This is a genomic window from Caloranaerobacter ferrireducens, assembly GCF_001730685.1.
In the GTDB taxonomy this organism is placed as follows: Bacteria; Bacillota; Clostridia; order Tissierellales; family Thermohalobacteraceae; genus Caloranaerobacter; species Caloranaerobacter ferrireducens.
This window is the reverse complement of the sequence record NZ_MDJR01000003.1, coordinates 82627-96439: the sequence shown is the minus strand read 5'-3', so window position 1 is coordinate 96439 and position 13813 is coordinate 82627. Positions and strand designations below refer to the sequence as shown.

The window sequence follows — 13813 nt, the reverse complement described above, 5'->3', positions numbered from 1 at the left end:
CCTTGTGCAGATACAGTGTTAGGAGTTGGCACAATCACTGTACCTCAAAGTTTAACACACACTAACAACCTATTTCATTATCTATCAATTTCTGTAATCTTCCAAAGCTTAATTCTTCTTCACAACCATTCGCTTTCAAAAAACCTTTCGTAAGATCTGCGACTGTCGATTCAAGCAACAAAAAAAATTGATTCATTGCAAATTCTTTTTTAATATCATCCTCGTCTTCTCCAAACACTTGAATTATAAGTCCTTCAAGCATTTGATCCAATCCCCACAATTTTAAATGTAATAATTCATGAACAACTAACTCTTCAAGATTTGTGAATTTTGGATTACTATTAATTAGCATTACTGCTTTTTTGTCATCCATATCGATTTTTATATTTCCTGATTTTCTCCATTCTGTATCAACAATTTTTAGTTTTATATCCCAATCCCTTAATCTTAAAATCTCCTGCCATTTATTAATTAATTTCTCTAATTTGTTAACATCTACTCCCATTGACTACTCCTCCTTAACTTGTAAAATCTCGTTGTAAGAATTGCTGTAATAGTTTGAAAAATATTAAAGCATTAATGCTTATGAAAATTCTAATTAACCAGCATATTCCTCTTTAAATATATTTCTCTTATTTACTAAAATCAGAAATCCAAATACATTTAAATTATGAATCATAATAGCAGTCCAAATACTCTTTGTTAAATAAACACTTATGGCATATGTTAAACCTAAAACTAATGAACCTATCAAAACAAATTTGATTTTCCACGTTCTCAAATGAGATATAAAAAATAAGACTGATGTTAATAAAATAGCTACAATAGGGTTAAATAATTTTAAAATTAGAATGAAAACAACTCCTTTAATTATTTTCTTATCCTTATTAGCTGTCTACTTCTCTCATGGTATAATATTTCAATAATCTATAATTATTTTGAGGTTTTTATGAATATTTTTCAGCAGTTGATTTGCCCCCCTGACAAATCTATTCTTAGTTTAGAATCTCAAAACTTATACTAAATATATTAAAAACATCTATTACATGGCATACCAGAGATTCAAAAAATTTATGAACCTAATCTAGGTCTGGCTAATTTTCATGAATTTGCATACAGCATAGCGGAACTTTAAATCTCATGTTATGTGATCGTGTGCCCGTTCCCTTTACATTTCTTTTCCATCAATTATCTTAATTATATTACCCACAAATTCAATTTCCCCATCATTTACTATTACTCCATCTCCATCATTACAAGCATAAATTGTACTTCCAGTCCGTTTTGAATACTCCTTTACATTATCTTTAAATTCTTTATTCCAACGGTTATAATGTGGTAAAAATTCAAAGTCAACTAATCCTAGAGAATTAAGTTGACATCTACTACTTAATGCTTCATCAAGATTACTTATAAACAACTTGAACAGTGATATATTTTCCCCAATATTACAAGCTCCTCCACTAACTCCAATAATAATTCCATTATCAGCATACTTTTTTAAAACTGGTTTAAAATTTCTTTTTTTAATATTGTTTAATAAAAATATGGGGTCTCCACCTGATAAATGAATAACATCACATGATAATAGATCATCTACCTTTGACTCATCATATTCTTCGTCTAAATCAAAAAATATAAACTCCTGAATACCATAGCTTTTATAAAATGCTTTTATATTACTAAAATATTTTCGATCTTTATCTCCAGTTGAAGGAATATATCCTAAAGATAAATTGCCATTTCCTAATAACTGTTTCACTTTAATATGTACTTTTTCATTGTCTGCTGACATTTGATCGCTATACAAAATATATTTTCCCAATCTATATCCCTCCAAACAATCTTACTTATTTCACAGTCTACCACATGTCGCATGACGTTCCCTGTGTTCCCAACGTGCCCGTACCGAAGGTCTGGCGTGTCTTTTGCTGCTATTTGCAAAAGTCACGCCAGAGGGCATGTCCCAACGGATAGCCGGTCTTTGGCGTCACGGTAATACTCTGTTATACGAAGGTGAAGCTGTTTCTTTTGATTATGCTAAACATCAAATATAGGTTTTAAATAAAATAATCTTTATCTTCAATTTCACTAATAACAATTTCCTTAAAGTTAATCGCCCTATTTTTAATTCTTGCAAAAGTAATGGTATTAATGCCATTTTTAGTTATTTCATCGATTCTCAAACATTCTTTTTTTATTCTTATGTTCTCTATTCGACACTCATTTTTGTAAAACTTTTAAATCATTAGAAATCTAAGATTCAAAATACATAATATCTCAATAGCTTCTAGCTCTTTAACTTTTTTTGTAACCTTTTCCATAGGTAAAAACAATTCTGCTCTATCATAAAGTAAAGAAGTAATTGGGAAAATATTTTTCTATTTTTTGTGAAAAATTATTGGAGCATAATGTTTATTTATTTTAAAAATTTTTTGCTACTTTATAATGTGCTTTGGATTTTTGAATCAGGTATAATAACATTTTCTTCACATGTTATCATTTACATAAAATGCATTCATTTTGCTATTAATTTCATCGTGAGATTATTTACTAACTCATATCCTGATAAAATATTTACTTCCCATTTTCTTTTTATTTTTTAGATGAAATTGCCATTTATATGTGATTCAGCTATATAACCTCCCCTCAAATATATTACAATCATTATGAGCTTCAATCAATCTAAGTATTAGAATTTAAACATTTCAAGAAAAATTAAACCTCTTTATTTTAATTATTTAGGGCAACATTAAAAATTACTTCCTTTTCGACTGCCTCCAACATATCAGAAATAATATTCCGGGAATCATGATTATCAACCATGTACCATAAGGGGCTATAAGATAACGAGGAAAGTTATGAATGATTGGCCAATGGATCAAAAGCATCGGAAGCACTGCTAAGCAAGAAATAACTGCAATTATTCCTCCTAATCCCTCCCAACGCCAAGCAATAGCTAATCCCAAAACACCCAGAAACTCAAGAAGAGGAGGTAGATTCTCTATGGGAGGATAATCCTCCACTGCGTGCGGATCCGCTTTTCCAGTTGTTATCCAATTCCAGGCATAGCTACCCAAAATAAGTAGGACAAATACAATAAGTAGTAAACTCCAAATCCGGGCAATCTTTCTTATCTGATTAATTACTTGGGTATTTGTCATTATTAATCCTCCTCGTATAATATGTTTAGATGATAAATTCAAAGAAATTTCCAGTAAAATTCTTGAAATAATCAACAATAATTAAATTAATTTTTATAATCACTAATCTGCTTAGTAGCTCTTCACTTTAGTAAAATAATTAACCAGATGCTAAGCATTATGCTTGCACTCTCACTAAGCGAAATGGTTTGTGGAGATTTGCGAAACAAATACTACCTTGACTAACTAAAACGTAGTGGATATTCCCTATTTCACTCTGAACTTTGAAAATTTAATATTTTTTCTATTTAGGTATTGGACTTTCCGTGATGTTCCTAGATAATAGTCTTAAGGATTATTTGGGGAAAATACTTCCTCCTGTAGCTTTGACTACTTCTTAAGTCTGTTTCCCTAGCCTTTACCCTTAACTTCTAACTCGTAGGCTGTTCCCTCCGAGTAACCTAATGCTGAATTAGCAGATTCAGGTAGCCCATTAGGCGGAGTGAGTTCTGATACACGAGGATGATTGATAGGTAAAGTCCCTAGGGACATCCCGGAGAGTCCGTTCCCCCTAATCCTATTACGAAAGGAAGTATACCTTTGAAACTCTATGTCGGTATTGATGTTAGTTCTTTTGATTTAAAGGTTTGTTTTATGAATGGTGAGGGTAATGTCCTTAAAAGACTCACCACTCCTAATAACCCTTCGGGTACTGATTCTATTGTTAAAGAAATCCTATCTTTAAATGATAATGTGCATAATCCTATTATTCAAATTGGCATGGAATCAACTTCTGTTTATTCTTGGCATCCTGCCATGTATCTAAATCAAAACCCTTCTCTTATAAAGCTTGATGCTAAAGTCTTTACTATTAATCCTAAGCTAATTAAAGACTTTAAGGAAGCTTATCCTGATTTGGATAAGACTGATGTTGTTGATGCTTTTATCATTGCTGACCGCCTTCGCTTTGGCAGACTCACTCTTTCTGCTATCCAGAGTGAGCAGAATATCGCCATACAAAGACTTTCTAGAATGAGGTTTCACCTTGTTCAAAATCTTACTAGAGAAAAACAGTATTTTCTCCAAAATCTTTTTTTTAAATGCAGTGCCTTTAAGCAAGAAGTTGATTCATCTGTATTTGGCAATGCCATATTAGAGTTACTTCTTGAAAAGTTTACTCTTGATGAAATCAGCTCTATAGATACCTTTGATTTAGCGGATTATCTTTCTTCAAAGGGTAAAAAAACGCTTTAATGACCCTGAAAAAGTTGCTAAATGTATTCAGAAAGCTGCTAGATCTTCTTACCGTTTATCTAAGTGCGTTGAGGATTCTATTGATATTCTCTTAGCTACTTCTATTGAGTCCATTCGCTCAATTACTAGACAAATCAAAGAGTTAGATAAATCTATTGCTAAACTTATGGATGGCATTCCAAATACGCTGCAGTCCATTCCTGGTATTGGACCTGTTTATTCTGCCGGTATTTTAGCTGAAATTGGTGATATTCACCGCTTCAAGAACCAAGCCTCTTTAGCTAAATATGCTGGACTTACTTGGCCTAAACACCAATCAGGCAAATTGAAGGCCGATGATACTAAGCTCATTCGTTCTGGTAACAGATATCTGCGTTACTACCTTGTTGAGGCTACCAACTCGGTAAGACGTTATGATTCTGAATTTAATGCTTTTTACCATAAAAAATACGATGAAGCTTTAAAACACAAACACAAAAAAGCCCTCGTTCTTACTGCTAGAAAATTTGTGCGTCTGGTCGATGTGCTGCTACGCAAAGACCAACTCTATTCGCCAAGAAGGAAGGTGAATAGATAGGCTAACGCCTGCACAATTTCCTTCAAAATATTCCCAGTTTATCCCATTCGAAACTGGGCTAGTTTAGTGTTGCCTTTTTTGACTTAACGGTCTTAAAAAATTTCCAATTTATTTGTTTTTTCTCTTGACATATTACCGTAGGACTTTTTGTTATTTATAATACTTCAAACTTTTTATTGATCTATTAATTAAGTTCAAAAAAGTAAATTCCTAATGTATATATTTAACTCCACTATCGTATAACGTTTTGGCTATTTACAATGGTCCATACGTTTTTTGTGGGCTATCCGTAAATAGCGTGTTATACGTCGTTTTTTTACTATCTCATCCGAATACTCTGCTTAACTAATTTCTTAAGATGTGATAGGTCTATTTCAAATTCACCTCTAATACATGAATTGATTCTTCTCCCTCTTAAACCTATCTTATTTTTACTAATTAGGTAATCAACTTTAATGTGACCACTATTATCATAATTCTCAATATTTATTTCTAGTTCATTTGGGCTCATACCTTGTAAAAAAGCTTTTCCTTTTCTCTCTTCTCCCAAGGTTTTCAGCTCTTCAATAAAAGTATTAAATATATGTTTCTCAATCCAATTTTCAGATATAATCCAACCAAAATCAATATCTTTTATCATCACTTTAAAATTTATTCCAAATCCCTTTATATCTTCTTCTATTTTTTCAAATGCTATAATACTTTTCCTATCGATTGAAATAATGTTTAAATTTTCCTCATACTCAACATAATTTTGTTTACTATAATCTTCTCTTATATTCCAAGGACAACTCGGATCATCACATGGTTCATCTAAATCATATTCTCCATGTTCAAATTCAAAATGAAAGCATATCCAATGCATATTTTCAAATACTTCATACTCATCTTTAAATCTTTTAACTGGTTGTCCACATCGTACACAAATTTTCTCAGTCATCCTAGTCCTCCAATTTTCATAATGACGTATAACGTTTTTGTGTTTGCGACGCCTTCGAGCTGAACCCCAAAGAAATGCCGTCTTGGCGCAACTTCGTTCTCAGTGAGAAGGTGTGGGTGTATAATCCCCATAAACCTGCTCTAATAACCCCTCGTGTAAACATATTGTTATATGTGGTAATATTCAAATAAAACTTATATTGATAAGTCTGTTCTTCCTATTTTTTCTAATGCACTGTTGAAAACTTTAGGAAATTGTTTTAAATTTCTCAGAGTCTCAAAAACTTTCTGGCTCCCATATACATCATGTATTAGTCCCCATATGTCATTTCCAAATGAGTAATTCCTCGAATGCTTAAGTTTAGGTACCTCATTTTCATTTTGTTCATCTGTATGACGATTCATCCAATACTTGCTTATATATTCATTTAATTCATTAATATCTTTTATTTCTTTATTTCTTATCTTATTTATTTGTGATTTAAAATTATCAAATATATTATTAAAATCATTTGTTAAATAATCCCATGTAAATTTGTCTAGACCAATATTAGCTTCATCTTTATATATTCTTTTAGTTAGAACCCCTTCACCATTATTGCAATATTTTATTGCCAACCCTTCTCCAGCTAAAAAAAGATATAAATATTCTTCTGGTGTAATTTTTGTTATGTCTAAATCTTCAAACATTTTATTGAACCCAATATGATGACATTCATGAGCTATTCCATTAAGAATAATATCCTTCCCAAGTTCTGAAAACTGAATAATATCAAAGTGAGAATAATTTTTATAAAACCATCCTCCTGACGGCCCTAAACCAATAGAAAATATAAAATTTAATTTATCAAATCTAACATCCTCTGGTAACCCTTTGTTGGTATACTCTAATGCACTTAATACATCCTCTTCAGTTATAGTTTTTATTTCCTGAAACTTCTTCTCATAGAACTCTACATTATCTAATAAATTTCTTAAATGACTATATCTTGCTTTAAGTAAACCTTGTTTAATATCACATTCTCTTAAACTGAAGATATTCATAAAAAAATATATAAAATCTTCTTTTGAAAATTTACCCTTTTCACTTGCTTCTTTATTATATCTATCTAATTCAATCTGATAATCATCATGGGCTAAAATTTCCTCCAATTCTTCTCTTTCTAATTTCCCTACTTTAAGCTTTTTACAAATTTCAAACATTTTAGGTACTGTCTCATAACTGATACTAATTTCCATTTTAATACCTCCCCCTTATATTTGAATACCCACTAAGTTTAAAATATTATTGCATATAACGTACTCGTGTTTGCGACGCCTTCGAGCTCTACAATGAACTGCTCATGGCTGTGAGCCTGCGAATGCCTAATGCAGCAACTGACTCGGTTAGCGAGAAGGTATGGCGCTCATTGCCCTAGGCTTCTAATTCCCTAGAGCGCCCTTGCGCAAACACTGTGTTATGTGCAGTCACCAACTCAATCTCCAAAGCCTTACCCTAGGAAAATTTATGTATTTAGTAAATTATTAACCCAATTATAGCAACTTTCAAGTTCCTCATCTGTTATTGACTTAGAGTTATGTTCAAATAATATTTTGCATGTTTTATTTTCTTCTTTTATAATTCTAAGATATGTTTCAACATCCGCCCAACCATCTTCTGGTGAAAGATTAGGTAACACAGGATAGTGACTAAATTCTATCTTGTTACTTACTTTGACATTCCACAAGTGAATTGCTTCGGCATACTTTGCAAATCTTCTAGTAACATCAAGCGCACTAAAGTTTTTGTCAAGCTTATCCTGTAAGTGTAATCTGCCTATATCTAGGCATATTCTAATACTTGAAAATCTTTGTAATAAGGTTTCAAGCAAATCACTATCATATATATATCTGTTTAATGCATCTAATTCTAATACTGGGATAAAATTATTCTTTTTACCTTTATAATCAAGCCACTTAAAGAACTCCTCGCTTTTCATTCTGAACTCTTCAAAAGAATATTCTGATTCAAAATAATACTCAGTTTTATCATCAAAACGCCAATTCGTCCAATCAACATGTTCATCTAATATAACTGGTTTAGGATAATGAAATAATATATATTTTGGCTTGATATCTTTCAAAAAATCTACTTCTTTTTCTATGTATTCATAAGAACTTCTCTTTATTTCATCATCTTTAGATAAAAATTGGGGATCTCTTAGTCGCCAAATTCCTGTTCGCAAAGGAAAATGTACTCCAATATTAAATTGACCTTTTTGAGCAGTACTAATCAACTCTTGAATATCGCTACCACATTCAAATAAACATGCTTCAATACCAAAAAAATTGTCTTTAAAATCTCTAACTTGTTTTTCATGACTAAAGTTTCCATATTGTCCAATCATAAATCTTTCCATGTATTAATCCCCTTTTCCAAGTCTTAAACCTTCATTTATTTACTCCATAAAGGAATACTCCGAAATGAGTTGGTAATTGCATATAACGGTACGTGTTTGCGACGCCTTTGAACTCTACAGGGAGCCGCTCATGGCTGTGAGCCTGCGAAGCCTAATGCGACGACTGACTCGGTTAGCGAGAAGGTGTAGTGCTCACTACCCTAAGCTTCTCCTTCTCTAGAGCACCCTTGTGCAAACACATTGTTATGTGATGTATTCGACAATTCCCATCATGAATTCTATATCAAACTAAAATATGCTTTTAAAAAAGTCATATACAATCATTAAAACACTTGGAACAAAGACTAAAGTAAAAAAATACTTAATCGAGTTCTACGAATTTTATATGATTTCAGATGTTCAGGGCCGAAATCAAATTCAATGCTTGGCCAAAATTTAAATACATAATTGAACATTAATGGAATAACAGATAATCCCCACAACCAAAGGATTATCCAGTTAGCTATTATGTTAAAGATAACAATATTACTCTGCACCACTTCTCTTATTCTAAGTAAAGTTTCACTTGGATTTCCAATAGGTTGAAGGAAAATAGACAAGGCTCCATTCAATACAAAGAAAAAAATCTTACCAAAACCCAACGCTAGGATATGTCTCATTGGTTCTTTATATGTTATAAAACAATTATCATGTGGCTTTACTGATTCCATATATTCACTAATTTTGATAAACATATTCCCTACCCATCTAGAGTCGTCTCCACTTATTCGAATTAGCGAATTACTATTTCCTTCAGTAACTGAGAAGAAAATATATCTATTTGAATCGTAATCATGATACATAAACTCTATTGACTCTATTTTTTTATATCGATTATTCCACCATTATCAAAAATACTTAATGAATCACTTTCATATATAGTGTTATCACTGCAATTAATTGTAAAAACTATTTTAGCACTATGCTTTCTTGTACATGAGTTTTTAAATTCATTTAAAAATATGTTGCCAACATCCTCAATATTTTTTTTACTAAAGATTTTATTTTTGATTATTAATTTTGTTGTTTCCCTCATAATTTCCTCCTATTATTAGTAAAAACTACTCTTTTTAAAAAGTCGAATATTTCACATAACGGTTTAGCTATCTTGCGACGGTCCATATGTTTTGATGGACTGTTTGCAAATAGCATGTTATCTGTAGTACGATTTTTCTATATTTAATAGTTTAAAAGTTTCTTGGATAGCCCAAAATTGATACTCCAATCCCATGCTCTCTTCGAGTTCCTCTTTTGTCTTCCATACTAATTCATGGTCATCCTCACTTCTTAAACCTGTATCTTTTTCTAAATTAATCAGATAGAATGATCCAATTAATTTTAAGTATTTATTCATTTTGGGACTAAAACGATATTCAATACCTCTGCAAACAAGTTGCTTAATTTCTATATTGTATCCAGTTTCCTCAATAAATTCTCTTTTCAAACATTCCTCTTTAGTTTCACCTTTTTCTATACCTCCTCCTGGTAAAAAATCTCCATGAGATGTTTGTATTATGGCAACTTGATTTAATTTATTAATTGCTATTCCATAAGCCCCTTCACGATTTTTGTAATTCTTTCCTTCTATCTTTTCCCCAAAAACTTGCATAGTTGTTCTTACCTTTCTTTGTAAATTAATATGTTTTTTCTTCTATCTCAACGTTTTTAAATTAGAGTATTACAGATAACGGTTTGAGTTCCAGACGTTTCTGAGTCGGACCCTAAAGGAATACTTCTTGGCGGTGCTTTGTACCCGACGAAGAAATGTGATGCAATGGCTTGACCCCAAAAACTTCCCTCAGCACCCTTGCTGGAACATATTGTTATCGGACGTTTTTAACAACCTAAAAATACTAACTGTTAAGAATCAATATATGTATCTGGATAGTATATTCTATCTATTCCAAACAAATCACATGTTTTATCAATCTCATATTCAGAAATTATGAATAAATGCTTCTCGTAATTAGTAATTAGTTTTTTATCTACACTATATAGAGCTACATAATAATTTAACTTTTCACTAAAATTAGGATCACTTATCAAACCGTTTCCTTGCCTATTCCATCTCTTTTGTCCCGTGATATTATATATAATTTGTTCATCACCAAATATTGCATTTCCAAAATCAATGTCTTCATAGGATGTACTTTCAGCCATTATTATGTTTATGTTATTATTATCATGATTCCATCCAATTGACTTCAAAGCTTTTTTTGTTGAATTTCTAATATGCTCATTTATTTCATCTGATACACATCTCATAGTCCCCATATTAGAACCTTCTTGTAGATGTTTGAATTTTAGTCTGTTAGGTTTATAAAACTCTATTTGAATAAATCTACCATCTGTTGTTTTGTATTTAATTTTTTCTCCATCAGCTATTTTGTCAACATTATTGAAAACGCATTGAATGAATGGTTTAACATCGCTAAACTCTAGAAATTCGCTATGTTTAATGCTATAAAACAAATTTTTCTTAATTTCTTTTAATTCTTCACTAATTTGTTTGATAACCTTTCTGTTTATGGCATCATTTTTAAGTTGATTTAGCCTTTTTACTTGAATCCAATAATTCACACCATCAATTATTAATTTTATATCTGGTGAACCACATTGTATTTCTTCTTCATAAACTAGTTCAAAATCGACCTCACTTTCTTGTAATTCAACTACAAGCTGATATAAAATATTAAGCTCAGTAATAAAATCTAATTTATTCCTATTTGTTTCTAAATTTTTAATAAGTGAATTGCATCCTAACTTTATAATCAATTCTAATTTTTTCTCTAATAACTCCTTTTCACCTTCTTCCAGATTGTACAGTTCATCAATAATATTAACTACTTCATGCAATTTTTCATCCTCCCAAAGAATTTCTCAATCTAAAATGTCCGATAACGGTCTGAGCATTCTCTATCGCTCTGCATGATTTTTGTAGAGTGATGAGAATGCTATGTTATACGTAGTTATTCTAATCTGTCGTAATTTAATACACGTTAAATGATAATATTTTATTTTAATTTCTTAAGATATAATTTTTCTGTCTTATCTTTCCACTTAATTTCTAAAATTAATTCATCACCATAATCAGTATTAAATAATTCAGCGTTCATTTCAGTAGCAGTATGGAAATTTCCTATACCCTTTAACTTCTGAGGAAATGAACTTTCTAATTTCATAGAATTCCCCACTAGTTTATATTCAATAGGTCCTATGTTTTGTTCTTCTTTGTTTTTTTCTATTGTTGTTCTATCAACTAAATATTGAATATATAATGATTCAAAATATGAAGAATTCACTTTTGAAATTGAATAAGTAGCAAACCACTTCTCACCTTGTCCAGTGTAGAATATATTATTCTCATTTTTTATTTCTTCTTGTTTAGTTACATTACTTACGGAACATCCACTAAGTATTGCAATCATAGTAACTAATAATATACATAAAAATCGTTTCAAATTAGTTCCCCCCAATATTAAAACTTAAATGAAAACTGTTTTTCAAGAAAATAATTACGTATAACTCCCTTTTCACGAATTAGAGTTCATATTATAATACAATATAGTGGTATTTGCGAATAATTGTTCATGAAAATCTGCTTATATATGTCACAAATAAATATCTAAATATATGCACTGTTGCTTTTTATTTATTTCAATTCAAATCCTTCTTTCACTAACGTACTTTATTACAATATTTTCTTTCAAATGAAAATATTCTCTATTAAATTGTAAACTCCTTTATTTTTTTATGTTCTCGTAACTATTTGTCGTCACACTACAAGAAATAAGACGATATATTACATAAAATAATCAGACATCTAATCATAGAAATACTACTCAAAACTAAAATAAGTAATTCGGTAGTGTCATATCTTCTATAAATTTATTTATTGGATTATTTTCACTAGGAAGTATACAAATAAAAAAATGTGTATTTATTCAGTAGAATCAGTATAAAAAAATAGTTTTAATAAAAAAAGGATAGATTAGTAAAAATTACTATCTATCCTCATTATTTTTATTTATTTTGTTATTCTATTTTTAATATCCACTACCTTCAACCTTTGTGCCTTCTACTATAGCTACAGATGAGCTTGCTCCAATTCTAGTAGCTCCAGCTTCAATCATAGCTTTAGCTGTTTCTATATCTCTAACTCCACCTGAAGCTTTAACTCCCATTTCTTCTCCAACAGTCTCTCTCATAAGTCTTATATCTTCTACTGTAGCACCTCCTGTGCTAAATCCAGTTGAAGTCTTAACAAAATCTGCACCAGCTTCCTTAGCTAATTTACAAGCCATAACTTTTTCTTCTTCAGTTAGAAGACATGTTTCTATAATCACTTTAACTATAGCTTTTCCTTTAGCTGCATCTACAACAGCTTTTATATCTTCTCTAACAACATCATATTCTTTGTCTTTAAGTGCACCTATATTAATAACCATATCTAGTTCGTCTGCACCATCTTTTATAGCTTGACTAGCTTCAAATGCTTTTACTTCTTTTATATTGCTTCCAAGAGGGAAACCAATAACTGATGTTACTTTAACTTCGCTGCCTTCCAAAAGCTCTTTAACATATTTTACATAGTATGGATTAACACATACTGAAGCAAAACCATATTTTCTTGCTTCTTCGCATACTTTTTTTACTTTGTCCTTTGTTGTGTCTGGCTTAAGTATTGTATGGTCTATCATTGATGCTATGTTTTTCATTTATATCTACCTCCTATATCATTTGTTATTATATTTTTTGCTACATTTATTATTTTATTAATTCAACCATATCTCCATTCTTAACTCCTGCTGCATTTCCTTCATCAACATCAACATGCATTTCAAGAGCATACTTAGGACTCACTCTAACTAGTACGTTTTCAAATACTAATCCTCTTTGTCCACCTACTCTTACTTTTACTATATCTTTATCCTTAACTCCAAAAGCTTCTGCATCATCTGTATGCATATGTATATGTCTTGCTGCAGCAATTATTCCTTCTTTTAACTCTACTTCACCTTTAGGTCCAACTAGCTTTGCTCCTGGACTTCCTGCTAAATCTCCTGAATTTCTAACTGGTGGCACTACTCCTAACTTAAATCCATCAGTAAGTGAAATTTCAACTTGAGTAGCTCCTCTTGCAGGTCCTAATACTCTAACTCCTTTTAAAGTACCTTTTGGTCCTACGATATCTATTTTTTCTTCTGCTGCGAATTGTCCAGGTTGTGATAAATCTTTCATTTTAGTTAATTCGTATCCTTCTCCAAACAGCTTTTCAATATGCTCTTTGCTTAAGTGAACATGTCTGTTTGACAAAGCTATAGGTAATTCTTTTTTCATAATAATCCTCCTTCTTAACAATAAATCTATTTTTGATAAAAAAATCATCAAAAGTTATAGCTTATTTCCTTGGAAATGAAATATACCATTAAAATTATAAATCTTTTATTAGTAAAAATCAA

General features: G+C 30.9%; 15 protein-coding genes and 1 pseudogene. 1 reads left to right on the top strand and 15 read right to left on the bottom strand.

Annotated features, from left to right (window positions below; translation table 11 throughout):
* Positions 1-61 precede the first annotated feature (61 nt).
* From BFN48_RS06515 to BFN48_RS06505, 5 genes are all read right to left on the bottom strand, one after another.
* Positions 62-505 (bottom strand): hypothetical protein, encoded by a 444-nt coding sequence (locus BFN48_RS06515; RefSeq protein ID WP_069650098.1) that lies wholly within the window; start codon positions 503-505, stop codon positions 62-64.
* A 93-nt stretch (positions 506-598) separates the two neighbouring features.
* The gene (locus BFN48_RS12125) at positions 599-871 is read right to left on the bottom strand and encodes a CPBP family glutamic-type intramembrane protease (RefSeq protein ID WP_341419457.1); all 273 of its coding nucleotides are present in this window, start codon (positions 869-871) and stop codon (positions 599-601) included.
* A 297-nt stretch (positions 872-1168) separates the two neighbouring features.
* Positions 1169-1825: a Type 1 glutamine amidotransferase-like domain-containing protein gene (locus tag BFN48_RS06510; RefSeq protein WP_069650097.1), complete on the bottom strand. Its 657-nt coding sequence runs from the start codon at positions 1823-1825 to the stop codon at positions 1169-1171.
* 235 nt (positions 1826-2060) lie between these two features.
* Positions 2061-2186: a hypothetical protein gene (locus BFN48_RS12785; protein ID WP_278287311.1), complete on the bottom strand. Its 126-nt coding sequence runs from the start codon at positions 2184-2186 to the stop codon at positions 2061-2063.
* Between the two features lie 573 nt (positions 2187-2759).
* Positions 2760-3164: a DUF7670 domain-containing protein gene (locus tag BFN48_RS06505; protein WP_069650096.1), complete on the bottom strand. Its 405-nt coding sequence runs from the start codon at positions 3162-3164 to the stop codon at positions 2760-2762.
* Positions 3165-3743: 579 nt separating this feature from the next.
* On the opposite strand from BFN48_RS06505, the pseudogene BFN48_RS06500 reads away from it, so the two are divergent.
* A pseudogene (locus tag BFN48_RS06500) lies at positions 3744-4974 on the top strand (IS110 family RNA-guided transposase).
* A gap of 319 nt (positions 4975-5293) precedes the next feature.
* Here the strand turns inward: BFN48_RS06500 and BFN48_RS06495 are convergent.
* From BFN48_RS06495 to pduL, 10 genes are all read right to left on the bottom strand, one after another.
* Complete coding sequence (locus BFN48_RS06495) at positions 5294-5914, bottom strand: hypothetical protein (protein WP_069650095.1); 621 nt, start codon at positions 5912-5914, stop codon at positions 5294-5296.
* Between the two features lie 194 nt (positions 5915-6108).
* A complete protein-coding gene (locus tag BFN48_RS06490) occupies positions 6109-7152 on the bottom strand; it encodes a DUF5700 domain-containing putative Zn-dependent protease (RefSeq protein ID WP_069650094.1) in 1044 nt (347 codons plus the stop codon).
* Positions 7153-7418: 266 nt separating this feature from the next.
* Positions 7419-8312, bottom strand: coding sequence for a hypothetical protein (locus tag BFN48_RS06485; protein ID WP_069650093.1), 894 nt, complete (start codon positions 8310-8312; stop codon positions 7419-7421).
* A 344-nt stretch (positions 8313-8656) separates the two neighbouring features.
* The gene (locus tag BFN48_RS06480) at positions 8657-9154 is read right to left on the bottom strand and encodes a hypothetical protein (RefSeq protein ID WP_069650092.1); all 498 of its coding nucleotides are present in this window, start codon (positions 9152-9154) and stop codon (positions 8657-8659) included.
* 14 nt (positions 9155-9168) lie between these two features.
* Positions 9169-9387: a hypothetical protein gene (locus BFN48_RS06475; RefSeq protein WP_069650091.1), complete on the bottom strand. Its 219-nt coding sequence runs from the start codon at positions 9385-9387 to the stop codon at positions 9169-9171.
* 117 nt (positions 9388-9504) lie between these two features.
* Positions 9505-9960 (bottom strand): NUDIX domain-containing protein, encoded by a 456-nt coding sequence (locus tag BFN48_RS06470; protein ID WP_069650090.1) that lies wholly within the window; start codon positions 9958-9960, stop codon positions 9505-9507.
* Between the two features lie 251 nt (positions 9961-10211).
* The gene (locus BFN48_RS06465; protein WP_069650089.1) at positions 10212-11207 is read right to left on the bottom strand and encodes a hypothetical protein; all 996 of its coding nucleotides are present in this window, start codon (positions 11205-11207) and stop codon (positions 10212-10214) included.
* 158 nt (positions 11208-11365) lie between these two features.
* Positions 11366-11812, bottom strand: a complete 447-nt coding sequence (locus BFN48_RS06460) for a hypothetical protein (RefSeq protein ID WP_069650088.1) — start codon at positions 11810-11812, stop codon at positions 11366-11368.
* Between the two features lie 585 nt (positions 11813-12397).
* Complete coding sequence (gene deoC / locus BFN48_RS06455) at positions 12398-13069, bottom strand: deoxyribose-phosphate aldolase (RefSeq protein ID WP_069650087.1); 672 nt, start codon at positions 13067-13069, stop codon at positions 12398-12400.
* Between the two features lie 49 nt (positions 13070-13118).
* Positions 13119-13691, bottom strand: coding sequence for a phosphate propanoyltransferase (gene pduL / locus BFN48_RS06450; RefSeq protein ID WP_069650086.1), 573 nt, complete (start codon positions 13689-13691; stop codon positions 13119-13121).
* Between the last annotated feature and the right edge of the window lie 122 nt (positions 13692-13813).